28 protein-coding genes are annotated in these 25,951 nt (G+C 35.8%); 25 read left to right on the top strand and 3 right to left on the bottom strand.

Translation table 11 applies throughout. From position 1 onward, the window contains the following. Positions 1–100 precede the first annotated feature (100 nt). Together ACFHWD_RS11695 and ACFHWD_RS11700 are read right to left on the bottom strand one after the other, a co-directional pair. Positions 101–679, bottom strand: a complete 579-nt coding sequence (locus tag ACFHWD_RS11695) for a class I SAM-dependent methyltransferase (RefSeq protein ID WP_150355371.1) — start codon at positions 677–679, stop codon at positions 101–103. 1 nt (position 680) lies between these two features. Beyond that, the gene (locus ACFHWD_RS11700; RefSeq protein WP_190972138.1) at positions 681–1,142 is read right to left on the bottom strand and encodes a MarR family winged helix-turn-helix transcriptional regulator; all 462 of its coding nucleotides are present in this window, start codon (positions 1,140–1,142) and stop codon (positions 681–683) included. A gap of 200 nt (positions 1,143–1,342) precedes the next feature. On the opposite strand from ACFHWD_RS11700, the gene ACFHWD_RS11705 reads away from it, so the two are divergent. Together ACFHWD_RS11705 and ACFHWD_RS11710 are read left to right on the top strand one after the other, a co-directional pair. Then, entirely contained in the window at positions 1,343–1,582 is a 240-nt protein-coding gene (locus ACFHWD_RS11705) for a YdbC family protein (RefSeq protein WP_150355369.1), read from the top strand. Positions 1,583–1,609: 27 nt separating this feature from the next. Next, positions 1,610–1,762, top strand: coding sequence for a hypothetical protein (locus ACFHWD_RS11710; protein ID WP_190972137.1), 153 nt, complete (start codon positions 1,610–1,612; stop codon positions 1,760–1,762). Positions 1,763–1,912: 150 nt separating this feature from the next. Here ACFHWD_RS11710 and ACFHWD_RS11715 read toward each other — a convergent pair whose 3' ends face one another. After that, complete coding sequence (locus tag ACFHWD_RS11715; RefSeq protein WP_150355368.1) at positions 1,913–2,638, bottom strand: plasmid pRiA4b ORF-3 family protein; 726 nt, start codon at positions 2,636–2,638, stop codon at positions 1,913–1,915. Positions 2,639–2,964: 326 nt separating this feature from the next. Here ACFHWD_RS11715 and ACFHWD_RS11720 point away from each other — a divergent pair, with 326 nt between their 5' ends. The 23 genes from ACFHWD_RS11720 to ACFHWD_RS11830 all read left to right on the top strand — a co-directional run bounded on the left by ACFHWD_RS11720 (position 2,965) and on the right by ACFHWD_RS11830 (position 25,942). After that, the gene (locus ACFHWD_RS11720; protein WP_378061994.1) at positions 2,965–3,801 is read left to right on the top strand and encodes a peptidoglycan-binding protein; all 837 of its coding nucleotides are present in this window, start codon (positions 2,965–2,967) and stop codon (positions 3,799–3,801) included. Between the two features lie 133 nt (positions 3,802–3,934). Continuing rightward, positions 3,935–4,327 carry a secondary thiamine-phosphate synthase enzyme YjbQ gene (locus ACFHWD_RS11725; RefSeq protein WP_378061996.1) on the top strand — a complete coding sequence of 131 codons (393 nt, stop codon included), beginning with the start codon at positions 3,935–3,937 and terminating at the stop codon, positions 4,325–4,327. 53 nt (positions 4,328–4,380) lie between these two features. After that, positions 4,381–5,124, top strand: coding sequence for an aspartate/glutamate racemase family protein (locus ACFHWD_RS11730; protein WP_378061998.1), 744 nt, complete (start codon positions 4,381–4,383; stop codon positions 5,122–5,124). Positions 5,125–5,192: 68 nt separating this feature from the next. Further along, the gene (locus tag ACFHWD_RS11735) at positions 5,193–5,888 is read left to right on the top strand and encodes an HAD family hydrolase (protein ID WP_378062000.1); all 696 of its coding nucleotides are present in this window, start codon (positions 5,193–5,195) and stop codon (positions 5,886–5,888) included. 407 nt (positions 5,889–6,295) lie between these two features. Continuing rightward, positions 6,296–6,850: a cob(I)yrinic acid a,c-diamide adenosyltransferase gene (gene cobO / locus ACFHWD_RS11740; protein WP_378062002.1), complete on the top strand. Its 555-nt coding sequence runs from the start codon at positions 6,296–6,298 to the stop codon at positions 6,848–6,850. Positions 6,851–6,883: 33 nt separating this feature from the next. After that, entirely contained in the window at positions 6,884–8,581 is a 1,698-nt protein-coding gene (locus tag ACFHWD_RS11745; RefSeq protein ID WP_378062004.1) for a methylmalonyl-CoA mutase family protein, read from the top strand. 26 nt (positions 8,582–8,607) lie between these two features. Beyond that, positions 8,608–9,012, top strand: a complete 405-nt coding sequence (locus ACFHWD_RS11750; RefSeq protein ID WP_378062006.1) for a cobalamin B12-binding domain-containing protein — start codon at positions 8,608–8,610, stop codon at positions 9,010–9,012. Between the two features lie 2 nt (positions 9,013–9,014). Further along, the gene (meaB, locus tag ACFHWD_RS11755; RefSeq protein ID WP_378062008.1) at positions 9,015–9,974 is read left to right on the top strand and encodes a methylmalonyl Co-A mutase-associated GTPase MeaB; all 960 of its coding nucleotides are present in this window, start codon (positions 9,015–9,017) and stop codon (positions 9,972–9,974) included. A 33-nt stretch (positions 9,975–10,007) separates the two neighbouring features. After that, positions 10,008–11,198 carry a M24 family metallopeptidase gene (locus tag ACFHWD_RS11760; protein ID WP_378062010.1) on the top strand — a complete coding sequence of 397 codons (1,191 nt, stop codon included), beginning with the start codon at positions 10,008–10,010 and terminating at the stop codon, positions 11,196–11,198. A 42-nt stretch (positions 11,199–11,240) separates the two neighbouring features. Continuing rightward, a complete protein-coding gene (locus tag ACFHWD_RS11765) occupies positions 11,241–12,218 on the top strand; it encodes a CoA transferase subunit A (protein ID WP_106007780.1) in 978 nt (325 codons plus the stop codon). Then, positions 12,219–13,031 (top strand): CoA-transferase subunit beta, encoded by an 813-nt coding sequence (locus ACFHWD_RS11770; RefSeq protein ID WP_378062013.1) that lies wholly within the window; start codon positions 12,219–12,221, stop codon positions 13,029–13,031. A 389-nt stretch (positions 13,032–13,420) separates the two neighbouring features. Further along, positions 13,421–13,663 carry an acyl carrier protein gene (locus tag ACFHWD_RS11775; protein ID WP_378062015.1) on the top strand — a complete coding sequence of 81 codons (243 nt, stop codon included), beginning with the start codon at positions 13,421–13,423 and terminating at the stop codon, positions 13,661–13,663. Beyond that, positions 13,660–15,129, top strand: a complete 1,470-nt coding sequence (locus ACFHWD_RS11780) for an AMP-binding protein (protein WP_378062017.1) — start codon at positions 13,660–13,662, stop codon at positions 15,127–15,129. Before ACFHWD_RS11775 ends, ACFHWD_RS11780 begins: the two co-directional genes overlap by 4 nt. A 25-nt stretch (positions 15,130–15,154) precedes the next feature. Continuing rightward, a complete protein-coding gene (locus ACFHWD_RS11785; RefSeq protein ID WP_378062019.1) occupies positions 15,155–16,267 on the top strand; it encodes an acyl-protein synthetase in 1,113 nt (370 codons plus the stop codon). Then, a complete protein-coding gene (locus tag ACFHWD_RS11790; protein WP_378062021.1) occupies positions 16,264–17,553 on the top strand; it encodes an acyl-CoA reductase in 1,290 nt (429 codons plus the stop codon). Before ACFHWD_RS11785 ends, ACFHWD_RS11790 begins: the two co-directional genes overlap by 4 nt. A 91-nt stretch (positions 17,554–17,644) precedes the next feature. Further along, entirely contained in the window at positions 17,645–18,061 is a 417-nt protein-coding gene (locus ACFHWD_RS11795; protein ID WP_378062023.1) for a MaoC family dehydratase, read from the top strand. A 158-nt stretch (positions 18,062–18,219) separates the two neighbouring features. After that, entirely contained in the window at positions 18,220–19,674 is a 1,455-nt protein-coding gene (locus ACFHWD_RS11800; RefSeq protein WP_378062025.1) for a sigma-54 interaction domain-containing protein, read from the top strand. A 263-nt stretch (positions 19,675–19,937) separates the two neighbouring features. Beyond that, complete coding sequence (locus ACFHWD_RS11805) at positions 19,938–21,392, top strand: 4-hydroxyphenylacetate 3-hydroxylase family protein (RefSeq protein ID WP_378062027.1); 1,455 nt, start codon at positions 19,938–19,940, stop codon at positions 21,390–21,392. 55 nt (positions 21,393–21,447) lie between these two features. Beyond that, complete coding sequence (locus ACFHWD_RS11810) at positions 21,448–21,732, top strand: NifU family protein (RefSeq protein ID WP_378062029.1); 285 nt, start codon at positions 21,448–21,450, stop codon at positions 21,730–21,732. Further along, the gene (locus ACFHWD_RS11815; protein ID WP_378062031.1) at positions 21,733–22,005 is read left to right on the top strand and encodes a hypothetical protein; all 273 of its coding nucleotides are present in this window, start codon (positions 21,733–21,735) and stop codon (positions 22,003–22,005) included. A gap of 15 nt (positions 22,006–22,020) precedes the next feature. Beyond that, on the top strand, positions 22,021–23,322 hold the full coding sequence (locus ACFHWD_RS11820) for an acetyl-CoA hydrolase/transferase family protein (protein WP_378062033.1): 1,302 nt from the start codon (positions 22,021–22,023) through the stop codon (positions 23,320–23,322). A 70-nt stretch (positions 23,323–23,392) separates the two neighbouring features. Beyond that, complete coding sequence (locus tag ACFHWD_RS11825; RefSeq protein WP_150355351.1) at positions 23,393–24,778, top strand: hypothetical protein; 1,386 nt, start codon at positions 23,393–23,395, stop codon at positions 24,776–24,778. Positions 24,779–24,949: 171 nt separating this feature from the next. Continuing rightward, on the top strand, positions 24,950–25,942 hold the full coding sequence (locus tag ACFHWD_RS11830) for an NADH:flavin oxidoreductase (protein ID WP_378062035.1): 993 nt from the start codon (positions 24,950–24,952) through the stop codon (positions 25,940–25,942). The last annotated feature ends 9 nt before the right edge of the window (positions 25,943–25,951 follow it).

Here is a 25,951-nt window from a genome sequence, read left to right on the forward strand (position 1 = left end):
TACTGGCTTGAAATAAAATTCAATTGCAGTGTGTAAAGTAAGTTAAATATAGAGACCGTACCTAGCTTTGATTTAAACAAATCCAGGTACGGTTTAATAATTATTTAGAAAAACAGTAATAGTACAACTCTCCATTTTTATCCAAGCTAAAATCTAATAAATGGAGTTCTGGTGCAAATAAAGAAATAATTTCGTTTTTTGAACGTTTTGCCGGCCCAATTGGAAAAGAAAATGGCAATTTTCTTCCGAAATGGACGAGGATAAAGTATGATTTACTATTCATTAACTTAAGAACAATATTTTTGTATTCTTTTCGTTGTAATCCTCTAAAATTATGCAAACATCCTGAATCAAGTACTATGTCAAAGGTCTGAGATACTTTCCAATTAAAGATATCCGCATGAACGAAATCAATATTGACATTTGCTTTTTTAGAGTTTTTTTCTGCAAATTTTAAAGCCTTTTCTACAAAGTCCAATGCGGTTACTTTAAAGCCAAGTTTTGCTAGGTAAACAGCATTTGTCCCTGTACCGCATCCTATATCGAGTACGCTTTCGGTTCCTTTGAAACTCTTGGCCAACTTTTTTAAAAACTCGGGTGCATCCTCTCGATACCAGGAAAGTTTGCTCTCATCACTAGTGTTATACAACATTTCATAAAATTTTTTTCTTGATGGCATTTTACTCAATCCTCATTTCTTCAATTTCGTCTCTAACGTATTGATTAAGTTTTTGTATAGAACATAATAGTTGATGAATTTCTTTATAATTTAACTTTGCAAGTATTTTAGAGTCTCGATTTTTCCATTTTTCATGAATTTCCTGATGCTTTTTATATATCTCTTTACCCTTCTCAGTTAGTTCAAAATAGAGTTCCTTATTATTGCCTGGTTTTTTAAACGATACGATAGTATTTTTAACCTGCAATCGTTTGAGCATTTTACTAACTCCACCTTTAGTTATGCCGAAAACATCTGAAATTGCCGAAAGATTGCTTCCCGCGTTTTTGTATATGCAGTCTACTAAATGGATTTCAGCAGGCTTAAGGTCTGTTTCCCAAGTATCGTACTCACTTTGATTCATTCTCTGGATGTTTTCTATTAGTTCATGAAAGATAAATAATAATTGTTCAATATCCGACATAATATCGCCCCTTATTTTTTCCATGGAAACAATATAAGTATAGATCGTTTTAATTGAAAAGTCAAAAAATAATCATAGTTAAATTAGAATTCATTGTTCAAGGTGAATATATGATATAATATACATCAGAAATTTATTATTTAGATCACATTCTGTATGTTAGTTTCTTACAATTGTGTATTGAAGGAGGAGAGATTCAAATGCCGAATATTAAATTTGATATTGTTGAAAATATAGGAACACTGTCTGAAGGTTCGAGAGGATGGAAGAAAGAAGTCAACATCATCAGCTGGAACGACAGAAAGGCGAAAATAGACATTAGGGATTGGGACGAAACACATGAGAAAATGGGGAAAGGGATAACTTTAAATAAAGAGGAGATATCAAAGTTAAAGGACTTGTTGAGTAAGATTGATATTGATGAACTAGATGTAGAATAGATCTTTTATTCTGTCAAGGAGGGAATGATGGTGAAGGATATTGAAAAATACAGGGGATGTCCCATTGGCCTTTATTTTGAGGGGAAGGGACATTTACAAAAAGAGGTGGATCTCATCGGGGCAGAAGCAGCAGCTTTGAAAAAGCCATTATCGCCCCCGTATTATGGCAGTAAAATGTGATATTTTGATTTTGCCGTATTAAACTCCAGAGGAGTTTAATATAAACATAGTAATAAGGTAAAAACCCACATCCTCCATAGTTGGGAGGGTGTAGGGCTTTTTAATCAGAGATATATTGCATATAAAGGCAATCAAAATCATTTTATTAATTTATGAAGTTGCCTTCTTTTTATCATCTGGCAGTTTGGGAAGATAGGGTTTTTCATTGTCTTTATCCCCATAATATCCACAAACATGATCTCGGGGTGAATTTTCATAATCTAGTTTTTCCAGCATTTCTTCATCACCTGAAAAATTTTCTGCACAATTTTCACAGAGATATTCTTCATTTTCACAGTCATAATAGAAGGCTTTTCTCCCGCATTCGGAACATTTTATCGGTGGCTCGTTATTTCTTGCCATCAATTCTATTTGTTTTCCTGTATTCGGAGATAGCTCTTTATCCACAACTCTTATTCTCAAATATGTAGTGGATCCAAAATCATATTCATAGTCCATTTTATCTCCAACATCTATTACATTTTTAAGTTTTATGTTCATATCTTTAGAGTTCATCCAGTTATCTTCGAAATCTGTTGTGGATTCATAATATTCTCCATTTATCTTGAAACTGCTCAAATGACCGCAGCATTCCACCCAAACATCCCTTATAAATTGATCCAGATCTCTTAATTGAGCATTGCTGTTTATGGATATATACATCCAGTATGTAGAAGAGTGGGGAGTTTCTGCTACAAGTATGTATTTGTCTATGTCTGATTTAGAATTAACTGCGATAGTAGTTAAATATTTTTTCCTTTCTCTGCAGCTTTTCAGATGCCGTAAAATTCCCGATTTGCTGAATTCATTATTGCAATAATAACATTTCCCTTTCAAAGTTATTCCTCCTGACTAAATGAAGTTCGTGATATTATTTGTTTTTATTATAACCTATTTTATAAGAGTAAGTAAAATATTTTTAGGCAGAAAATAACATATTTGAGTATATAAATAATATTATTCCGTGTTATAATATGTTTATAGAGTGTTAAATTTTAAACCTCACTATTTTATAGGTTTTTTGGTACCATTTGAGTGATATAATAATATGATGAATATAGGTTGTATTTATGTAACATAGTGTAATATCTTATCGTCATTATTATTAAAGGAGGAATTTTATTTTTTAAATTAAACCGCAATAAGAGGAATGGGAGAGCCATATGAAGCGAATTTTATTAATAGGAATTGTAGGTGTAATAATTTTTAGTTTTTCTGCATGCAGCAATTTATCTAGTATATATAATAGAGAAGATGCTCAAAAAGTAAATGTTGGTAGTAACATAACTCCGCATCCAAAAGAAAAAAAACCGGTATCACCACCTAGAAGCATTCTTAAGGCAGGGGATAAGGGGAATGATGTAAAAGATATTCAAAAGAAACTTAAAAAATTTGGTTACACTGTAAATGAAGATGGAGATTTTGGGGAACAGACAGTATATGCTGTGATGGACTTTCAGCACAAACATGGTCTTACTACAGATGGAATAGTAAGTGGAGCCACGTTGAAGGATTTGAAAAAGAAGCCTACTGCAGATATAATGTACAAGCCTACGGCAGAAGTAGTGTCTAATTTTAATTCAGCTTATTCGGAAGGCATAGTAAATAAGTTGGATACTCAGAGCTATACTGATTATTATGTTATGGTCAGTACATCAGAACAGATGGTATACATTTTTAATGGGAGCATCCATAAATGGAGACTGATAAATTCATTTCAGTGTGCATCAGGAACAGGCGGTACACCAACAGTTAAGGGTCAATTCTTTGTAGGGATAAAGGGTCCGCAATTTGAATCAGAAAATGGAGCCATACTTAAATATTTTACACAATTTCAGGGGAATTATTTATTTCACAGCGTTTTATTTGATAAGAACGGAAATCTGGTAGATGGTACTCTTGGGAAATCTGCTTCCCATGGTTGTATAAGACTAGCTCTTGAAAATGCAAAATATATTTACGATACTGTCCCTATAGGTTCAGGAATCTTGATACGATGATCTGATCTAATACTATTAAATTACTGGAATGATAGTAATTTAATAGTGATTTTTTATATTTATGAATTGTTATAATGATAATATAAAGAAAATATAATGATTATTTTATATGTATTTGATTTGAGGCGAAATTATGGAATATACGGTAAAAACAAAAAGAGCTCAGGAGTTTGTGGATATAACAGGTTTTGTCAATGAGGCTGTAGCTAAAAGTGAAGTCAAAAATGGAATAGCAGTGATTTTTGTTCCCCATACTACTGCTGGAATAACGATAAATGAAAATGCTGATCCCGATGTTGTGAAAGATATTTTATCAGGATTAAACAAAGCATTTCCTGAAAGAAATGGATACCTTCATGTGGAAGGTAATTCCCATGCTCATATAAAGGCTTCACTGACAGGTTCCTCCTGCAATATCATTATTGAAAATGGAAGATTAAAACTTGGAACTTGGCAGGGAATTTATCTATGTGAATTTGATGGGCCGCGAAATAGAAAAGTATATATAAAAATAATTAGCGGCTGATTTATAAAATAAATTTTCGTAATTTTTATATAATATTGAAGGGGTGGATAAAAATGATTGATTCAGAAGCTGAAAATGTAAAAAATACCAGCAAAAAAATCATTGGAATATTAGGGGGAATGGGCCCACTTGCTACTGCTGATTTGTTCTATAAAATAATTACATTGACAGATGCTAAAAGTGATAATGAACATATTCATGTAATCATAGATAATAACACTGAAATACCTGATAGGACAAATTATATTTTAGGAACTGGAGAGGATCCCAAAAAATATTTGATTGAATCTGCATTGAAACTTGAGTTGATGGGTGCGGATGTTATAATCATGCCCTGTAATACTGCCCATTATTTTTATGATGAAATAGTAAAATATATTCATATACCTTTTTTAAATATGATATCGGAGACTGTAAAGGAGATAAGAAGGACAAATACTGAAATAAAAAAAGTGGGCTTATTAGCTACAAAAGGTACATATTTTGCAGAAATATATGAGAAAATATTTAATAAATATAATATTGAGGTGATTAAACCGGATGACACCAATGAAAATATTGTCAGCGACTTAATATATAGTGTCAAAAAAGGAGTTAAAAAGTACGACTTAAATAGTGTACAATCTGTTCTTTCATATTTTAAATCAAAAGATGTTGATACTGTAATTTTGGGTTGTACTGAATTGCCAGTGGCTTTTAAAATGTTGAATATAAAGGGCAATTATGTTGATCCCACTAAGATATTGGCACAAAGTGCAATTAAATTTGTCGGGAAGAAAATAGTTGAATGTGAATAGATGCTGTTTCTAGTCAGAAAGTGGAGAAATCATTGTAGGTCCTGTAGATATAAAAGGGGTTATAAGGTATGAAAGATTTTAAATGTATCATGTTCGATTGCATGGAGACAATCGTAGATATGACCAAGCTTCCGGAAAAAAGTGATTATGCCCTATGGGCATTTAAAAATTCAAAATGTGAAGAGTATTTTAAAAGCTTCCAAGAATTTTACACATATTATAAAAAAGCTGAAAAAAGTATTTTATCTAGTATTCCCAGGTACAAAGAATACGATTTTGAAGATATATATGTACAGATTATGAAAGAGAGGCATTTTGCTCAAGAGGATGGCAGAGTGTTAGTCGAAAATCTTCTTGCGAATTTTTGGGAGAACTATAAAAACAGGTGTTATGTTGAGAAAGAAATTAAAGATACTATATCCAGCTTAAGGAATAAATATGTTTTAGGAGTGGTGTCGAATTTCAAGGTAAAAAGAGGAATAGAAGAACTATTAAAATACACCGGTGTGAGAGAGTACTTCAGCTTTGTCATAAATTCTTCAGAAGAAGGATGGAGGAAACCTCATCCTCAAATATATACAGCTGCTTTGAAAAAATCCGGGTTTTCACCAGCAGATGCAGTATTTGTAGGAGATGACTTTACAAATGATTATACAGGACCTAGGAGAATAGGAATGGACAGTATTCTTTTTAATAAAGGGAAAAAAGGCAGAGAAGACTGTAAAAAAATAGATAAATTTGTAGAACTTAAGGAAATATTATGAATCCTTGGAGCTTGAAAAAATTAAGTGTTTCTGATAAAATAATAAGGTAGAGTAAGTGTTTGATTTTTTATGTCTATATCTTAGATTGTTAAAAAAAGAACAAAATATAGTGAGATACCTATGGTTTTAGAATGAGGTAAAGTATAATGGATTTTAACTAGGAATACCTTTATCTGAAAATTTGTATTTTAGGTGTTGTTTTTATATAAATTTTCATAATTGTTTTTTATGAATAGCTTTTTCTCTGCCAGCTTTGATTTTTCATTGTTAGCGGTGAAAATTCTATAATATATTTGTCAAGTGATTCCAATGTGGCAGCTTTTGGATAAGTTAAATGCCGGATTAATAAAAAACAAGGGATTTAAGGTTATGTTTAAATCAGTAGAATTTGGGAAGAAGGTGATAAGATGTCGACAGTACAATCGGTGCAGTCAACTATCGCTAAACATGGTTTAGTGATGGTAATTACGGGTAATGGCAAGGGTAAGACAACTTCCGCATTTGGCCAAGCTTTACGTGCTATTGGGCATGGATATAAAGTATGTGTTATCCAGTTTATGAAAGGTAGAAAATATGGGGAAATAATAGCAGCAGAAAAGTATATTCCGGATATTACGATTATTCAAAGTGGCCTTGACAGTTTTGTAATGAAGGATAATCCAGCTCCTATAGATATTGATCTTGCCAAACAGGGTTTTAAAAAGGCTCAGGAAATTGTGAAAAGTAAAAAATATGACCTGGTTATCCTAGATGAGATCAATGTTGCTGTCAATTTTAATTTAATTTCAGAACAAGAGGTAATAGATTTAATCAAACAAAAGCCCCTTGAAGTAAACCTGTTATTAACCGGTCGTTATGCTTCTGACAAAATTGAAGAAGCTGCAGATATGGTAAGTGATATAACAGAAGTTAAACATCACTATAATGCTGGAATTAAAGGTCAAGCAGGAATTGAATATTAATTTAATTTTTATAATTGATTTTTTAAACTAAGAATGGAGGTAGGAAAGTTGTTTGATAAACAAGTTCTCGATGAATCTAGTGAATTGCGCAAAAAGTGGGAAGATGCAGTTAAAAGGACAATTGCTAAACACCCGGATCAGAAGGAAAATTGGGCGACTGTTTCAGATCAGCAGATAAAGAGGATATATGGTCCGGAAGATATTAAAGATATGAATTTTGAAAATGACATATCTTATCCCGGACAGTATCCGTTTTTAAGAGGAAACCAGCCTACGGGATATCGTGGAAAGTATTGGACTTTCAGAATGTTTTCAGGTATGGGTACAGCTATAGAAACCAATGAGAGGTGGCATTATCTTTTATCTACGGGGCAGACTGGACTTAGTACTGCTTTCGATTTCCCAACTCTGATGGGTTATGATAGTGATTCTCCTAAAGCCAGAGGTGAAGTTGGAAAATGTGGAGTTGCCATAGATACCATTGCTGATTTTCAGGATCTTATAAAAGGTATCCCCCTGGATAAAATAAGTACTTCCATGACTATCAATCCGCCGGCTACAGTACTTTGGGCAATGTACTGCGCATCGGCACAGATACAGAATGTCCCTCTTACAAAGATAAGCGGTACTATACAAAATGATATGCTTAAAGAATTCATTGCTCAGAAGACATTTATGTGTCCGCCGGAACCATCGGTAAAACTTATCAGTGATACGGTAGAATTTGGAACTAAATATGTACCTAGATGGAATACTATAAGCATCAGCGGATATCATATCAGAGAAGCAGGCTCCACTGCTGTTCAGGAATTGGCATTTACTTTGAGGGATGGTGTGGAATATGTAGAAGATGCCATAAATCGTAAGGGATTGAATGTAGACGATTTTGCACCTAGATTGTCATTCTTCTTTAATTCTCACATCGATTTCTTTGAAGAAATTGCCAAGATGAGAGCTGCCCGTAGAATGTGGGCAAAGATCATGAAAGAACGTTTCAAGGCAAAGAATCCTCGTTCACTGTGGATGAGATTCCATACGCAGACTGCAGGATGCTCACTTACAGCACAACAGCCTTATAACAATGTGGTAAGGACAGCTGTGGAAGCTCTGGCTGCTGTTATGGGAGGAACTCAGTCCCTTCACACCAATTCACTGGATGAAGTGTTGTGTCTGCCTTCTGAACAGGCAGTACAAATTGCTCTTAGAACCCAGCAGATTCTTGCAGAGGAGACTGGAGTAGCAAACACCACGGATCCACTGGCGGGATCTTATTTTGTTGAAGCTCTTACAAATAAGATGGAAAAAGAGGCCTGGGATTATATAAATAAAATTGACGAAATGGGTGGAATGGTTGCTGCCATAGAAAAAGGATTCCCTCAGATGGAAATATCGGATGCGGCATACAAGTTCCAGCAGCAGATAGATGCAAAGAAAAAGGTTGTAGTTGGAGTCAACAAATATGTAGAGGAAAACGAAAAAGTGGATATTCCAATGGTGGAAATTGATGAGTCTGTAGAAAAAGAACAGCTTAAACGTCTGGCTGATGTGAAGAGACAGAGGGATGGACGTCAGGTTTCCAAATGTCTCAAGGATCTGGAAAGCGCATGTAAAAAGGGAGAAAATGTTATGCCCTATTGTATAGAAGCAGTTAAAGCCTATGCAACTGTTGAGGAAATCTGCAATGTCTACAGAGATGTTTACGGTGAATACCGTGATCCTGGCATATATTAATCAAATAACTCAAGGAGGAATATGTGATGTCAAATAGAAAAATTCGTGTATTGTTGGCTAAACCAGGACTTGATGGTCACGATCGTGGTATTAAGGTACTGGCTAGGTGTTTTCGTGATGCTGGTTTTGAAGTGATTTATACAGGATGTCATCAGACTCCTGATCAAATTGTATCTGTTGCTCTTCAGGAGGATGTAGATGTGGTTGGTTTGAGCTGTCTGTCCGGAGCACATAAGACTCTGTTTCCTGAAGTAACTAAAATATTAAAGGAAAAGGGTGCTGATGATATTACCGTCATAGGGGGAGGCATCATACCTGAACAGGATATGGATGCGCTTCATAAAGCTGGAATTCAGGCTATTTTTACACCGGGAACTCCATTGGAGGAAACCGTGGACTGGATCAATAAAAATGTAACTCCGAGGGCGTGAATATGATGAATGAATTGAGCAAAAAGGTTTTAGAAGGAAATGTACGAGCAGCTTCACATATTATAAGAAATCTGGAGGATCAGATTCCAGGTACTGATGAAATTATGAGAGAGCTTTTTACGGCTTCCGGTAAATCCCACATTGTGGGATTTACCGGTGCACCTGGAGCTGGTAAAAGTACTTTGATTGATGAACTTATCACAGTATACCGCAAGAAAAATAAAAGCATTGGTGTACTGGCTGTTGATCCAACCAGTCCTTTTACAGGAGGTGCAATTTTAGGTGACAGGATTCGTATGATGAATCATTCACAGGATGAGGATGTGTTTGTCAGAAGTATGGCTACAAGAGGATACATGGGAGGACTTTCCAAAGCTGTAGGTGAGGGTATCCATGTTATGGAGGCCCTTGGAAAGCAGGAGGTCATCGTAGAGACCTGTGGAGTGGGACAGCAGGAAGTGGATATAATAAACCATGCCCATACAGTGGTAGTGGTGCTTGTACCTGGAATGGGTGATGAGGTCCAGGCTATCAAGGCAGGTCTCATGGAAATAGCCGATATCTTTGTCATCAACAAGGCAGATCGTGATGGAGCAGGCAAACTTTATCAGGAGCTGATAAATATGATAGCCATGTCATCCAAAAAGGGCAGCTGGAAAATTCCGGTTGTGAAGGTAACCGGCTTTAAGGATCCCAAGAAATTTTCTCAAGATGTAGAAGAGGTATACAGCAAGATAGAAGAGCATCATAAGTATTTGATAGAGAGCAATCTTCTATCGAGTCGTATAAGAAGAAAGGCTGCAGCAGAGCTCAATGAGGCGCTGTGGGCTAAAATACTTCAGCCGGTGCTGGATGATTTGAATTCCAGCGGGGAAATTGAAAAGCTGGTTGATAAATTGGTCAGCAGGGACACAGACCCTTATACTGCTGCTGAGAAAGTAGCACGTAAATATATGAAATGATTAATTATATTAGGTAATAAGGGGGAAAAACATATGAAATGTACTCCAAAATCTGAGGTATATACTAGAATTTCAAATTTTCAAAGAGAGCTGCAGGATAAAAATATAGATGGTGCAATTGTTTTGTTAAACAGTGACATGTTTTATTTTACAGGTACAGTCCAAAAATCATTTTTGTATATGCCTTGTGATGGTGAACCTATACTTATGGTAAAAAGAAGTATGAGAAGAGCTTTAGATGAATCTCCTCTTAAGAATATAGTACCAATTAAAAGTCCCAGACAAATTCCTCAAGTTTTATCAGACTTTGGATATGATTCTATTAAAAAGATAGGACTTGAGCTGGATGTATTACCGTTCAATATTTATACAACTTATAAAAATATGTTTCCAGATGCCAAATTTTATGATGTTTCTCCTCTTATAAGGGGTATAAGAGCTGTAAAATCACTTTATGAAATACAACTTTTACAAAATGCAGTAAGCATAATAGGTGAGTCATTTTTACAGGTGCCTTCTTTTCTTCGAGAAGGTATGTCGGAGATGGAACTGGCTGCGTTATTTGAAGCTGAAATGCGCAAACGTGGATATTCTGGATTCTGTAGGACTAGGGCTTTTAATCAGGAATTCTTTTATGGAAATGTATGTACCGGAGAAAGCGGATTTTATCCAAGCTTTTTTGATGGACCTGTAGGAGGATCAGGTCCTTCAGTATCCCATTCCCAAGGAGCAGGATGGAAAAGGGTAAATAAAAATGAAGTTGTTTACATAGATTATACCTGTGTCATTGAAGGGTATGCTGGAGATCAAACCAGAGTATTTTGTATGGGGCAGCTTACTCCAAAAATGGTGAAGGCATTTGATGATGCGGTGCTTATTGAATCTGAAGTGGCTAAATCCATTAAGCCGGGTACACTGGCAGAGGAGCCCTATTTTTTAGCTCTCAAGATGGCAGAGGAAATGGGATATAAGGATAATTTTATGGGATACAAAGAAGATAGGGTCAAGTTTTTAGGTCATGGTATTGGCTTGGAATTAGATGAGTGGCCAGTACTTGCTAAGGGATTTAAATCTCCTATTATGCCTGGAATGACTTTTGCCATGGAGCCTAAATTTGTATTTCCTGAAGGTTGTATTGGTACTGAAAATAGTTTTGTTATGACGGAAACAGGATTGAAAAATATGGCTACAATTCCTGAAGTAATTACTTATTTAGATAAATAGATTAAAAATAGAATTTATTGCAAGTTAGAAGGGGGAAATAAATTGAGTAAGCCTAAAAAGATTACATTAAAGGAAGCGGCTTCTTTAATAAATGATGGTGATGAGATAACTTTTAGCGGTTTTACCATCTGGAGACGTCCTGTGGCAATTTGCTATGAGTTAATTAGACAGCACAAGAAAAATTTACATCTATTTGAAGTACAGGGCGGATTTCACAGTGATCTATTGGTAGGCGCAGGATGTGTGAGCATCTGGGAAGGTGCCTGGATGGGTCAGGAAATGTTGGGCAAGATAGGAGAAAATCTGGCACGTAAGCAGATGAGTGGTGAAATTCTGGTTGATGATTACAGTCATGGTCAGACTGCTGGAAGACTTATGGCAGGAGCATTGGGACTGCCCTTTTTCCCCTGTGCACTCTCCATGGGTACGGATATTTTCAACCCTGAATATGATCAGCTTGCTAGAGCGGGTTTAAGGGATGGAAAACATCGTAATATTCCCGCTAAAAAGTATGTAATAGCAGATGATCCCTTTTTTGGAAGGGGAAAATGTGCACTGTTTCCTGCTGTAAATCCTGACGTAGCTTTGGTCTATGCACCTATAGTAGGAGATGAAGGTACTGTGCGTGTACTTGCACAGCCATATAATGATGAGGAAGTTATAAAAGCTTCCAAAAAGGTAATTGTGATATGTGAAGAAATTGTACCTGATGAGTATTTAAGAAGAGATCCTGCTGCCAATATAGCTTCCGGCTATCAGATTGATTATGTGGTGGAATGTCCTTGGGCCGCACATCCAACCGGTTCACAGTATTACTATGATACTGATGCAAAGTTCTTGAAAGATTATAACCGTAATGTGCGTGATCAGAAGGCTTTTGACGAGTTTGCAGAAAAATGGATATTCAGTGTGAACAGCCATGAGGAATATCTGGAGAAATTAGGTGTGAGGAAGCTGGAAGAACTGCGAGCCAGTTCCATTATGGGTTATTCAACCAGGGCTAAAAGGGGGAAGAGATAAATGGCTAATTCAGAAGAGTATTGTAAACCCGGGGAGTTCAAACCTATAGATTTGCTGGCTGCTGCAGCTGCCCGGGAAGTTAACGATGGAGACGTTGTATTTGCAGGTACCGGTCTGCCGATGCTTGCTATAACTTTGGCCCAGCATCAGCATGCACCTAATGCGGTATGTGTATACGAAGGAGGAAGTATTGACGGAAGACCACTTGATATACCCACTTCTGTAGGTGATGCACGATGTGTTTATCAGGCTTCCAGGGCTACCGGATTGTTTGATGCCTTTTATGGACAGTTACATTCAGGTTATGTGGATTTGGGCTTTTTAGGCGGAGCTGAAATTGACAAATATGGGAATGTAAATTGTACGGTAATAGGCGATTACAATCATCCTAAAAAGAGATTTACAGGAAGCGGGGGCAATGCGGATATCTGCTCCTTCGCAAAAAAAACCGTGTTTATCATGGTTCAGGAAAAACGTAGATTTAAAGAACATGTTGATTATGTAACTTCACCGGGCTGGAGAATAAGAAACTGGCCCTCTGGAGAATGGGTTTCCAAAAAGGAAGTTTACGGTTCATATTTTCAGGGAGGAGTGTCTGCTGTAATTACGGATATGGCAGTATTTCGCTTTGATGAAAATGGTGAGATGTATCTGGATACCGTGCATCCTGGCTTTACAGTTCAGGATGTAATTGAACATGTGGGTTTCAAGCTCAATGTGTCCAGAGTGTCTGGAGAAACATTGCCGCCTACTAAAAAGCAGGTTGAGCTGCTGTACAACGACATAGATCCGGAAGGCATATTCCTGCCGTAAATAATAAATGTTTATATTGAAAAATATACTTAATAATAAGTATGTTTTTAGTTTAACCTCAGTCCAAAACTGGGGTTATTTTTGTCAATTGTTATCAGAAACTTTTTATTGATTGACATAATTATATTTTTACTGTCAAAAATTTGGCAAAAATGATTTAAATTTTAGAATAAAATTGTTGCAGATATGGAACAAAATGCATTTTTGCAACAATATAAAATGCATATTACGGTTACTAGGACTGAGGATAAGTTATATGTACTTTTGTTTTATTAATGCAACAAGCATATATAGGGGGTATCTGTAATTCCTTGATATAGAAATATTTAGCTGGTGGTATGATAATTGCTTCTTCATAAAGATTACATGGGGAATGGAGGAATATAATTATGAATAATTTAGATAAATTCAAAAATATAATTTGTGATACTTTAAATATAAAGGATGTAGAAAATATCAAAGATGAAATGGGACCGGATGAAATAAAGGATTGGGATTCATTGGCACATGTGGAATTGGTTACAGCACTGGCAGATGAATTTGGAGTAAATTTTGATGTGGTTGATATATCCAGAATGTATACGATTGGAGACATTAAAAAGATATTAAAAAAATACGGGGTGGAACTATGACATTTACAGACTATATATTTGAAAAATCCGGACATTTAAAAAAAACAGCATTGATAGATGGCAGCAGTATAAGCTATGAGGAGATCTATCTTGGTGTAAATTATGTATCCAATCTACTGAATGAAAATAAATGTTCAAAGGAAGACAGTGTACTTGTTATTTCAGATAATTCCAGATTTTTTATAGAAACCTATTTTGGTATAATTAAAAATGGAAGCATCTGTGTTCCAATTAATCCAAATATGTCTGAAAACGATGTAAAGTATATTGTGGATATTTTAAAGATAAAAACAATTTTTTGTCAAAAAAAATATGAATCCAGGGTAAAAAAATTGATTTATGAGGGAGCAATATTATATACTGAAGAGGACATGGGAGCAAGTGAAAATGGACTTGTTCTGAATGATCCTGTAGATGTAGAAAGGGATACAGCACTTATTATGTTTACATCGGGATCTACTTCAAAGCCGAAAGGTGTCATGCTCACGCATTACAATTTGATGTATAATACCGATTCTATTGTGGAATATTTGCGTTTGACTGAAAAGGACCGGGTGGAGGTTGTACTTCCTTTTTACTATTGTTATGGAACATCCCTTTTAAATACGCATTTTAGATGTGGCGGAAGCGTTGTAATAAATAATAAGTTTATGTTTCCTCAAACTGTTATAGAGGACATAAAGAAATATAATTGTACTGGTTTTGCAGGGGTTCCAAGCACTTACCAGATATTGTTGAGAATGACTAATTTTAGGGATGCCGAGATGCCGTCATTGAGATATGTAACACAGGCCGGAGGAAGGCTTCCAGAGGTATTTATATTGGAATTATATGAGGCTCTTAAAGGAGTTGACATATACATTATGTATGGACAGACTGAAGCTACAGCTAGGTTGTCATATCTTCCGCCTTCTCAGATCAAAAATAAATTGGGTTCTATAGGAAAGGGTATTCCAGGTACAGAATTAATGATTCTAAATAAAAAGTGTCTTCCAGCTGAAATAGGAGAAGTAGGAGAAATAGTTGCTAAAGGCGGAAATGTGATGAAGGGATATTTTAATGACGAAGGGGAAACAAAAAAAGTGCTTAGAAACGGTCTTTTGTATACAGGTGATTTAGCCTTTAAAGATGAGGATGGATATATATTTGTGGTCTCCAGAGAGAAGAATATAATAAAATGTGCTGGAAATAGAATAAGCCCCAGAGAGATTGAAAATACAATCTGTGGTATAAAACAGGTTGTGGAGTGTGTTGTTATAGGGGTTGAGGACGATATTTTAGGCGAGGCAGTAAAGGCTTTTGTAGTTTTAAAAGATAGTAACAGCAGCATAGATTCAAAATATATAGTGGATTACTGTATGGAAAGGCTTCCAAGGTATAAGGTACCCAAATATGTACAGTTTTTACCGTCACTTCCCAAAAATTCATCAGGCAAAGTACTGCTTAAAAAGCTGAAGAATATGTAAGGTAAAACAAGGTAGGTGGATATATGTGGAAATAGACCATTTAATAGAAAACATAGTATTAGGTAATCAATTTAAAATATCTCAAAAGAAAAAGGAAAGTATACTGCTCGATATAATCAAGAAGCAGCTTGAATTGAATAAAGTCAGCCCCAATATAAGCAGTATGTATAAAAAATTTTCTATAAATATTCCCAAGATTTCGAAACTTTCAGAAGTCCCATTTATCCCAGTAAACATGTTCAAAAAATTTGCTCTTTTAACCTGCAGCAGTGAAGATGTAATAAGAATTTTAAATTCCAGTTCCACTACTTCTGGAATTCCCAGCAGGATATATCTGGATAAAACTACGTCTATAAGGCAGATTCAGGGTCTTATAAATACTTTAAAGGATTTTCTTGGAGGGAATAGGAGACCTCTTCTTATCCTGGATACGGAAGACGTGAACAAAAAAAATGCTGTATTGAATGCGAGGGGAGCAGCTATTAGGGGAATCAGTAATTTTGCCAGCAGTATAACTTATGTTATGGATAAAAAGGATGGGCATTTGGAAGTAAATTTGTCCAGATTGAGAAAATTTGAAGATGAAAATAGAGATAGGGAAGTATTGGTATATGGTTTTACCTATATAATATGGAGCAGATTTGTAAGAGAATTGGAAAAGAGGAATATTAGGCTGTTGCTTCCTAAGATGAAACTTCTCCACAGCGGCGGGTGGAAGAAACTTGTTTCTGAAAGTGTTGAAAAAAAGGAGTTTAACAGGAGGACAGCAGAGGTCTTTGGGACTGAAGAAAAAAATATATTGGATTTTTATGGTATGGTGGAACAACTGGGAGTGGTATTTGTGGATTGTGAATGTGGATATAAGCATGTACCGGATTTTGCAGATGTTATAATAAGAGATTTTAACACTTTGAAAGAAGTTGAGATCGGTCAGTGTGGAATTATAGAAGTTATGAGTATTTTAGGTTCCAGCTATCCTTCGCAGGGCATTTTGACGGAAGATGTTGGAGAGCTTGTGGGGGTTGATGATTGCAGATGTGGAAGGCGGGGTAAATATTTTAAATTCAAGTCCAGGATGGAGAAAGCTGAAATCAGGGGCTGTGGAGATACATTTGCAGAAAAGGAGGCCATTAAATGATAGATTGTTACCTGTTGGATGGATCCTTTTATAGAGAGAAAAAAATTTTTGATAAATTTGATGAAATAAGTAATACTTTAAGAGAAAATGTAGAATTGTTAAATTCAATACCAGTGGAGGCTGTTATTCTCATATTGGAAGAATACAGTAAAAAATTGTCTAGAGATAAACAACTTCTTAAAATCACAGGAACAGCGTATCTTTCCTTCTATTTTAGAAAATCAAATATAGAAAGGCTGATAGAAATCAATTTGAAAGATAAAAAATATTTAAATAAATTTGTTCCTATAGGTAGCGGCAGATTCATAAAAGCACAGGGGAGGGGAATCAGCTGTCACTGGATAGCAGGAAATGTACCTACTCTTGCTATTTATTCAATTTTTCAGTCACTCATAGCTAAAAATTCAAATCTTGTGAGACTACCTGAAAAAAACATCCCTATAGTTTTAAAATTATTAAAACCTCTGGATAATATACGGGTAATCTACAATGATCAGGTATATTCTTCTAAAAATATATTGAAAAATATATCCCTGATATATTTTCCTAGAGAAGATGAATTTTTAAATAAATCCATGTCTGGTATTGCGGATTCAAGGATTATATGGGGAGGAGAAAACGCAGTAAATCACATTGCCTCACTTCCTAAAAAAACTACCTGTAAGGATATAGTTTTTGGGCCAAAATATTCTTTTGCCGTGTTTGACAGATATGCTGTTGAAAGTAATAGCTGCAGTGAATATATAAACAAGTTTGTAACGGACGTAGTTTTGTTCGGACAGAAAGCCTGTTCTTCACCTCATGTGCTTTTTGTAGAAAAAAGTGATATTCCTTTGAAATATATCGTTGAAATGCTTGAAAGATCTTTTCAAAGAACGGGTAAAAGGTATAAAAATATTCCAGATCAGAATACCTGTGCAGAGATTATAAACAAGAGGGGAATGTACAGCCTTGATTTGACCAAGGACATTTGCTGCAGTGACGGATTGGAATATACTATTTTAATTGATGATGAAATAAAATTAGAAGAACCTGTAGGGGGAAGTTGTATTTTTGTAAAACAGATAAACAGTATATTTGATGTAAAGGATTTGATTACCCGCAGAATACAGACCATAGGCTATGCTATTGATGATAAAGACAAGCTTTTTAAATTTGCAGGTATGGTTACATCAGCAGGTGTAAACAGAGTGGTGGGTTTTGGAAACATGAATAATTATGATTCCCCCTGGGATGGATATTTTATGATAAATGAACTTGTAATGTGGTGTAATCTAAATATTTAGATTATCTTTGAGATTGCTGGCAGGAGACCTTTAAATAAGGCTCCTGACTTTCTTATATAAGGGAGGTTATATTAAAGGGAGGTTATATTATATGAGAGGCTTAACCATTGATGAATTGAAAATTGGAGACAGAGCTCATTTTGAAAGAATTGTATCTGAAGGTGACGTATATTCATTTGCTGAAATAACGGGGGATTTCAATCCACTTCATGTAGATGAAAAAAAATACAAAGATGTATTTAAGAAGAGAATAGCACATGGGGCGTTGATAGCAGGATATTTATCTGCCTGTATAGGGATGTATCTTCCAGGTCCAGGTACTATTTATTTAAGTCAAAACTCAAAATTCAATTTGCCTGTATATTTTGGAGATACCATAAAAGTGGAAGTAGAGGTTTTAGAAATATATAAAAATGAGAATATAGCAAAGCTTAAAACTACCTGTACCAATTCAGCAGGTCATAAGGTTTTGACAGGTGAAGCTTTTGTTATGCCGCCGTCAAAATAGCATAAATTATTTAAATACGTGATTGGTGCTTTAAAAGCTAGGGTTTATAGGCATATTTTATCATGAAAACGATTAAATGTATGATATGATTTTTTATGTAGAGTGCTGCACATTTAGTTATATTTTATGTTATATGATTTTAGAAGGGGGTTTAATTCATGAAAGACAGGGAATTGGTAAGCTTTGATAATTTGCTGGAAGGAGATGCAAAATTTTTGAAATCCAGAATAAAACAACTGTATCAGGTTATTGAAAGTTCCTATGATGGGATATATATAACGGATGGGAATGCAAATACCATATTTCTAAATAAGTCCTATGAGAGAATCACCGGAATGAGGAAAAGTGAAATGTTTGGCAAAAATATGAGATACCTGGAGAAAAACAATTATATTTCCAAATCCGGTACACTTATAGTGTTGAACAGCAGAAGAAATGTTACAATCGAACAGAAGTTTAAAACGGGCAAGACAGCATTGGTTTCCAGCAGTCCTATTTTCGATGAAAATGGCGAAATAACCATGGTGGTCACAAATGTGAGAAATGTTACGGAACTCTATGAATTGAAGGAACAACTGGAGAAAAACAGGGAGATCATGGGAAAATATCATTTACAGCTGGAGGCAATGAGGAAGCAGATTCTTGAATGTTCAGATATTATAGTGAAAGATGAAAAGATGATCAATACACTTAATATGGCAAAAAAAGTGGCAGAGGTGGATACAACTGTGCTTTTGCTGGGGGAAACTGGTGTAGGAAAGGAAAAAGTAGCTAAATATATACATAAAAACAGCAGGAGAAGCGATAAGAATTTTATAAAAATAGACTGCAGTTCTATACCTTGTAACCTTATAGAATCAGAATTTTTTGGCTATGAAAAAGGGTCCTTTACGGGTGCAAGCAAGGAAGGGAAGATGGGCCTTTTTGAGTTAGCAGATGAGGGTACGGTTTTTTTGGATGAAATTGGGGAACTCAACCTGGATATGCAGGTTAAACTTTTGAGGGTGATTCAAGAGAGAGAGATCAGGAGAGTAGGCGGTACGGAGACTATCAAAATTGATATAAGGGTGATTGCCGCAACCAACAGGAATTTGGAAAAAATGGTTGATGAAAAGACATTTAGAGAAGATCTATATTATAGATTGAATGTAGTGCCCATTACGATTTTGCCTCTTAGAGAGAGAAAGGGTGACATTGAGCCACTTATAAATTATTTCATGGGTGTATTCAATAAGAAATATGATTTTAATAAAGTGATTACCGGTGCAGCAGTGGATTCTTTAAAGGAGTATAGATGGCCTGGAAATGTAAGAGAACTAAAAAATATAATAGAAAGGGTAATAATTATGACCACACGGAACAAGATACTGAGAAGCGATCTGCCCATAAGGGAAGTCTGGGACAGCAGCAAATATGAAATCGAGGGAAATGGCATGATAAAGAATCGTTTGACTTTAAAGGATGCGGTTGAAAATCTGGAAGAGTCTATGATAGAAAGTGCTTTTAGAAAATATGGAAATGTAAGGGATGCAGCGAGAGAACTTGGAATAAATGCCTCAACTTTAGTCAGAAAGAGGAAGAGGTACAGGAATAAATGTATGTTGCAAAAATGAAATCAGTTGCAATTATGCAAATAAGAGATATATTTGATAAATTGAATAAACAAAAAATATTATGTTGCAATTATGCAGTAAATCTGTAAATTCAACTGTAGTATTTTTATACTAAAGAAATTCGTATAGTTCTGTAATTGCCTGCTAAATTGAGGACTGTGCGAATTTTTTGTATTTTGTATAAAAAACTGGTATTAAAATTGCTTTAATAAGGTTGTGAAAGTAAAAAATTATATCTATATGAGATGAAAGGAATGATTGTGATGTCTTTAATGACAGGAGAAGAATATGTGGAGAGTTTGCGCAAACTAAAGTTAAACGTTTATTATCTGGGGAAAAAGGTGGAAAGCCCTGTAGATAATCCCGTACTTCGTCCATCTCTTAATTCTGTGAAGATGACTTATGATCTGGCTCAGCAGCCGGAATACGAGGATCTTATGACGGTAAAATCAAATATAACAGGCGAGAAGGTAAATAGATTTACTCATTTGCATCAAAGTGCCGAAGATCTGGTAAAGAAAGTTAAAATGCAGAGATTATGTGGACAAAAAACTGCCGCTTGTTTCCAAAGATGCGTTGGAATGGATGCATTTAATGCAGTATACAGCACTACTTTTGAGATAGACAAACAGTACGATACTAATTATTTTGAAAACTTTAAAAAATATCTGGCATACGTTCAAGACAAGGATCTCACAGTTGATGGAGCAATGACAGACCCTAAGGGAGATAGAGGATTATCCCCGAGCAAACAAGTTGATCCGGATTTGTACTTGAGAGTTGTAGAAAGAAGGCCGGACGGAGTAGTAGTTAGAGGCGCAAAGGCTCACCAGACAGGAATCTGTAATTCTCATGAAGTTCTGGTAATGCCTACACAGGCTATGAAACCTGAGGATAAGGATTATGCAATATCTTTTGCAGTTCCTACTGATACAAAGGGAATAACCATGATAATTGGGAGACAGTCCTGTGACACAAGAAAACTGGAGAAAGATGCTGACATTGATGTAGGTAATAAGAATTTTGGCGGTGTAGAAGCACTGACGGTATTTGACGATGTATTTGTTCCAAATGACAGAATATTTTTAAATGGTGAAACTGAATATGCAGGTATGCTGGTGGAAAGGTTTGCAGGATATCACAGACAGAGCTATGGTGGCTGCAAGGTTGGAGTGGGAGATGTACTTATAGGAGCTGCTGCACTGGCTGCCGATTATAATGGAGTGCCGAGGGCATCTCATATAAAGGACAAATTGATAGAAATGATGCATTTGAATGAAACACTGTATGCCTGTGGGATTGCCTGCTCTTCTGAGGGATATCCAACAAAAGCAGGCAACTATCAGATAGATTTGCTGCTTGCAAATGTATGCAAGCAGAATGTAACGAGATTTCCCTATGAAATTGTAAGGCTGGCGGAAGATATAGCAGGAGGTCTTATGGTTACAATGCCTTCAGAAAAGGATTATAAGAGCCCTGAAGTAGGAAAATATGTAGAAAAATATCTAGTAGGGACTGCATCTGTTCCCGTAGAGAACAGAATGAAAGTACTCAGGCTTATAGAAAATTTGAGCCTAGGTACTGCAGCAGTGGGCTATAGAACTGAGTCCATGCACGGTGCAGGTTCACCACAGGCACAGAGAATAATGATATCAAGACAGGGAAATCTGGGCCAGAAGAAATTGTTGGCAAAAGCTATAGCCAGAATAGAAGAATAGTGAATATAAAGATGGGGTGATTTTCACCCCGTGAGTAAAATGAGGTGCTGCATTTATGGAGGAAAAAATATTGGAAATAATTGATAAAAACATAAGACCTTATTTAAATAGTCATAATGGTGATATCCAATTTATTGGAGTGAAAGATGGAATAGTTAAAGTTAGGCTTTTGGGCAAGTGCAGCAATTGCGCTCTATCCAGGGACACCGTAAAAAATGTAATTGAAACTTCTTTGAAATTAAAAATCGAACAGGTAAAAAAAGTAGAAGTTGTAAATTATATAAGTCAGGAAACTTTAGATTTAGCAAAAAAAATATTGAATAAGGATTTGGATGACTGAGTGCTGAACGTGGGGATTAAATATTGTGGAGGGTGCAATCCCGGATACGATAGAAAGAAATTTTTCTATAATTTGAAAGAAATTTTTAAATACAATTTTGAAGTAGCTCAATTGGATAAAGTGTATGATATATTGATAATTTTATGTGGATGTACTAGCTGCTGTGTTAACTACAGCGAACTTAAATTTAGGTTTAAAAGAATATTGGTGAGATCTGAAGAAGATTTTAATGAAGTTAGAAATCTGTTGGATCAATACTCCAATGAAAAATAAGGGGGAATTATATTTATGAATTGGAAGGATATATATAAGAAAAAATTGGTTAATGCAGAAGAAGCTGTTTCTAAAATAAAATCTCATGACAGGGTAGTTATTGCACATGCTACCGGGGAACCACTGGATATAGTAGATGCAATGGTAAAAAATAAAGAAAATTATGAAAACGTAGAGATAGTTCATATGGTAGCCATGGGCAAAGGCGAATATGCTAAACCCGGAATGGAAAAGTATTTTCATCACAATTCACTGTTTGCAGGAGCTACAACCAGGGATGCTGTAAATTCAGGCAGAGGTGATTATACACCTTGCTATTTCTATGAGATACCGGATTTATTCAGAAAAGGCTATTTGCCGGTGGATGTGGCAGTCATACAGGTAAGCAGACCGGACAAATATGGCTACTGCAGTTTTGGAATTTCCAATGATTATACCAAGCCGGCAGCGGAAAATGCCAAACTTGTAATTGCGGAAGTAAATGAAAACATGCCAAGGACTTTGGGAGATTCATTTATACATGTATCGGATATTGATTATATAGTGGAGGTCTCGCATCCGCTTATAGAACTGAAGCCGGCTAAATTGGGAGAAGTGGAGAAATCCATAGGCAGATACTGTGCATCTCTAATTGAAGACGGTTCAACTCTTCAGCTTGGTATAGGTGCCATTCCAGATGCTGTACTTATGTTTTTGAAAGATAAAAAGGACTTGGGGATACATTCTGAAATGATATCAGATGGTGTGGTGGATTTAATAAAGGCGGGGGTTATTAATAATAGTAAAAAGACCCTTCATCCTGGGAAAATAGTTGTGACATTTTTAATGGGTACGAAAAAATTATATAATTTTGTAGACGATAACCCTATTATAGCCTCTTATCCTGTAGATTATGTAAATGATCCTAGAATTATTATGCAAAACTATAAGATGGTGTCAATAAATTCCTGCGTTCAAGTAGATTTAATGGGACAGATATGTTCTGAAAGTATAGGATTAAAACAGATAAGCGGAGTTGGAGGACAAGTGGATTTTATAAGGGGAGCCAATATGGCCAGGGATGGTAAGGCAATTATAGCCATACCTTCTACTGCGGCAAGGGGAAAAGTTTCAAGAATAGTTTCACTGCTGGATACTGGTGCTACGGTTACTACTAATAGATGTGATGCAGATTATGTGGTTACAGAATATGGTATTGCTCATCTTAAGGGAAAGACTCTGAGAGATAGGGCTAGAGCTTTGATAAATGTCACTCACCCGGATTTTAGAGAACCGTTGATTAGAGAATTTGAGAAGAGATTTAATGATAAATTTTAGTAAATATATAAAGAATAAAAATGAGTGAAGGATATATGTAAAAATAAAAATGAGTAAAGGAGAATAATTCATGGCACATAAAAGAGAATATGGAAAAGAGTGCCCTTATATACCAGCAGGTCCGTTCAAAATACGTATTCCAGGAGTGCACTATAGGTTTGAAATTGCAGATTATGTTCAGGGACTTTTGATGTGTGCTGTTTGTCTTGGTGCTATCCCCATGCTTCAGCAGTATTTGGGAATGCCATTTGAAGTTGCATTGGCCATTGTCGTTCTTAATGGAATTCTTTACTGCACTCATGTCTTGCTGGGTGATCCGGTTGTACCGGGATGGGTTACACCTGCCATACCACTTTTAATGTTGTATGTCAGTGAATTCCCTATGGGTCCTGAAAGAGTACAAGCACTTATTGCATTTGAATTGAGTTTAGGTGTTTTTGCTGCTTTCCTTGGTATTACAGGGTTGGGCAAGAAAATAATTACACTGATACCAAACTGTATGCAGGCTGGTATCATAATGGGAGCTGGAATTGCAGCCGTAAATACTGTATTTGGAAAAACTGGATATTTCCAAAAATATCCCTGGTCAATTGCAATATGTATAGGTTTGGCATTTTGGCTGTTATTTTCAAATTATTTTAAGAGCTTGAGAAATAAAAACAAAGTTCTTCAGGTAATTTCAAATCTGGGGATTTTGCCCTGTATATTGCTGGCAGTAGTAGTAGCTCCGCTCGTAGGAGAAACTATGTGGCCAAGTATTAAATGGGGATTTTCGAACCCTTCCTTTGGAGAACTGTGGAGTCATTGGACATTCTGGTCCATAGGCTTTCCATCGGCGAAAATGTTTATACAGGCCATACCAATGGTATTTTCAGCTTATGTAATATTATTTGGTGAAATGATTCAGGCACAGGCATTATTGGAAGATGCAGGAAAAGTTCGCCCGGATGAGTTTATAGACTATAATCCTAACAGATCGCATTTAATATTTGGACTGCGTAATTGTTTAATGTCAATTATAGGCCCTGATATAACTATGTGCGGCCCTCTATGGGCAGCTATGCAGGTTGTGGTATGTGACAGATATAAACATGGTAGAAAAGCCATGGATTCTATAAACGGAGGTGCAGGTTCATTCAGGTTTGGTACTTTAACAGGTTATTTCTTAATGCCTATAGTTACTCTTGTCACTCCAATTTTAAATATAGCACTGGCTTTGACCATGATGGTTCAAGGGTATGTTTCTGTGAGAATAGGAATACTGAAAGCACGTACTATAAATGATTTGGGAATTGCAGGTGTAATGGCTGCTGTAATAGTTGCAAGAGGTGCTGCCTGGGGTCTTGCCGTAGGCATAGTGTTGAGTTTATTGGTGTTGCTTGGCAATAAAAAGAATCTGGATGTAAATATTTTTGTTAGAGAAGATAAAAAAACGGAAATTAAAGAAGAAGCTTAGAATTTATGTGTTTTAAAATAAGGGTTTTCTAAAAAATGAGAGTTATATAGTTTTTAGAGAACTCTTATTTATTTTTTACTTTAAAATGCGAACTTTTTTAAGGTAAGGTTAAAATGCGTGATTTGGGATGTGGTATAATGTTATTTAAAGATTGTAATTGGGGGTATGAATATGTCATATTTACTTAAACCGCTTGAAACAGACAAATTAGCTTTAAAGAATAGGTTGATTATGCCGCCGATGGCTACCTCAAAGTCCAGGGAAGATGGAAAAGTAAGTGAGGATATATTGAAATATTATGATGAAAAGTCAAAGGGAGGATATATATCGCTTATCATTATTGAACATAGTTTTATTGCTCAGGCAGGAAAGGCAAGCAAGAAACAGCTCTCTATATCAGATGACGGTTTAGTGGAAGGCTTGAAAAGATTATCTGAAATTATTCACAGGAATGGTTCTAAAACCATAATGCAGATTAACCATGCCGGCAGTGCTGCCAGTAGGAGTATTACGGGTGCTGAAGTAGTTGGTCCTTCTGCTGTGGCAAATCCGATAAAAGGAGATATGCCGAAAGAACTTACCTGTATGGAAATTGAAAATATAGTTAAGCAGTTTGAGGCAGCGGCAATTCGTGTAAAAAGGTCCGGATTTGACGGTGTTGAAATTCATTCTGCTCATGGTTATTTTTTAAATCAATTTTTTTCTCCTCTTACCAATAAAAGAACTGATGAATATGGAGGAAATGTAAAAGCTAGAATTAAAATACATCTTGATGTCATCAGGGCGATCCGTGAATCTGTAGGCGATGATTTCCCCATTTTTTTGCGTTTAGGTGCTTCTGATTATATGCCGGGAGGAAGTACTGTTGAAGATAGTAAAATTGCAGCCCTGGAATTTGAAAAAGCAGGGGTTGATGTACTTGATATTTCCGGTGGATTTTGCAGGTATACCTTGCCTGGAAATACTTCGCAGGGGTATTTTTCACCTCTTACTGAGGAAATTAAAAAAGTCATATCCATTCCTGTCATTTTAACGGGAGGTATTACAGAAGTTCAGGCTGCTGAAACACTGCTGTCTGAAAATAAGGCAGATCTCATTGGAGTAGGCAGAGCTGTATATAGGGATTCCAGTTGGGCTAAAAAAGCTGTTGAGAGTCTTGAATAATCATAATGA

It is taken from the genome of Clostridium sp. MT-14, from assembly GCF_042436595.1.
GTDB lineage: Bacteria > Bacillota > Clostridia > Clostridiales > Clostridiaceae > Clostridium_B > Clostridium_B aromativorans.

Coding starts and splice junctions, on each gene's coding strand:
- ACFHWD_RS11695 (WP_150355371.1), bottom strand. CDS start 679: ATGCCATCAAGAAAAAAATTTTATGAAATGTTGTATAACACTAGTGAT.
- ACFHWD_RS11700 (WP_190972138.1), bottom strand. CDS start 1,142: ATGTCGGATATTGAACAATTATTATTTATCTTTCATGAACTAATAGAA.
- ACFHWD_RS11705 (WP_150355369.1), top strand. CDS start 1,343: ATGCCGAATATTAAATTTGATATTGTTGAAAATATAGGAACACTGTCT.
- ACFHWD_RS11710 (WP_190972137.1), top strand. CDS start 1,610: ATGGTGAAGGATATTGAAAAATACAGGGGATGTCCCATTGGCCTTTAT.
- ACFHWD_RS11720 (WP_378061994.1), top strand. CDS start 2,965: ATGAAGCGAATTTTATTAATAGGAATTGTAGGTGTAATAATTTTTAGT.
- ACFHWD_RS11725 (WP_378061996.1), top strand. CDS start 3,935: ATGGAATATACGGTAAAAACAAAAAGAGCTCAGGAGTTTGTGGATATA.
- ACFHWD_RS11730 (WP_378061998.1), top strand. CDS start 4,381: ATGATTGATTCAGAAGCTGAAAATGTAAAAAATACCAGCAAAAAAATC.
- ACFHWD_RS11735 (WP_378062000.1), top strand. CDS start 5,193: ATGAAAGATTTTAAATGTATCATGTTCGATTGCATGGAGACAATCGTA.
- cobO (WP_378062002.1), top strand. CDS start 6,296: ATGTCGACAGTACAATCGGTGCAGTCAACTATCGCTAAACATGGTTTA.
- ACFHWD_RS11745 (WP_378062004.1), top strand. CDS start 6,884: ATGGAGGTAGGAAAGTTGTTTGATAAACAAGTTCTCGATGAATCTAGT.
- ACFHWD_RS11750 (WP_378062006.1), top strand. CDS start 8,608: ATGTCAAATAGAAAAATTCGTGTATTGTTGGCTAAACCAGGACTTGAT.
- meaB (WP_378062008.1), top strand. CDS start 9,015: ATGATGAATGAATTGAGCAAAAAGGTTTTAGAAGGAAATGTACGAGCA.
- ACFHWD_RS11760 (WP_378062010.1), top strand. CDS start 10,008: ATGAAATGTACTCCAAAATCTGAGGTATATACTAGAATTTCAAATTTT.
- ACFHWD_RS11770 (WP_378062013.1), top strand. CDS start 12,219: ATGGCTAATTCAGAAGAGTATTGTAAACCCGGGGAGTTCAAACCTATA.
- ACFHWD_RS11775 (WP_378062015.1), top strand. CDS start 13,421: ATGAATAATTTAGATAAATTCAAAAATATAATTTGTGATACTTTAAAT.
- ACFHWD_RS11780 (WP_378062017.1), top strand. CDS start 13,660: ATGACATTTACAGACTATATATTTGAAAAATCCGGACATTTAAAAAAA.
- ACFHWD_RS11790 (WP_378062021.1), top strand. CDS start 16,264: ATGATAGATTGTTACCTGTTGGATGGATCCTTTTATAGAGAGAAAAAA.
- ACFHWD_RS11795 (WP_378062023.1), top strand. CDS start 17,645: ATGAGAGGCTTAACCATTGATGAATTGAAAATTGGAGACAGAGCTCAT.
- ACFHWD_RS11800 (WP_378062025.1), top strand. CDS start 18,220: ATGAAAGACAGGGAATTGGTAAGCTTTGATAATTTGCTGGAAGGAGAT.
- ACFHWD_RS11805 (WP_378062027.1), top strand. CDS start 19,938: ATGTCTTTAATGACAGGAGAAGAATATGTGGAGAGTTTGCGCAAACTA.
- ACFHWD_RS11810 (WP_378062029.1), top strand. CDS start 21,448: ATGGAGGAAAAAATATTGGAAATAATTGATAAAAACATAAGACCTTAT.
- ACFHWD_RS11820 (WP_378062033.1), top strand. CDS start 22,021: ATGAATTGGAAGGATATATATAAGAAAAAATTGGTTAATGCAGAAGAA.
- ACFHWD_RS11825 (WP_150355351.1), top strand. CDS start 23,393: ATGGCACATAAAAGAGAATATGGAAAAGAGTGCCCTTATATACCAGCA.
- ACFHWD_RS11830 (WP_378062035.1), top strand. CDS start 24,950: ATGTCATATTTACTTAAACCGCTTGAAACAGACAAATTAGCTTTAAAG.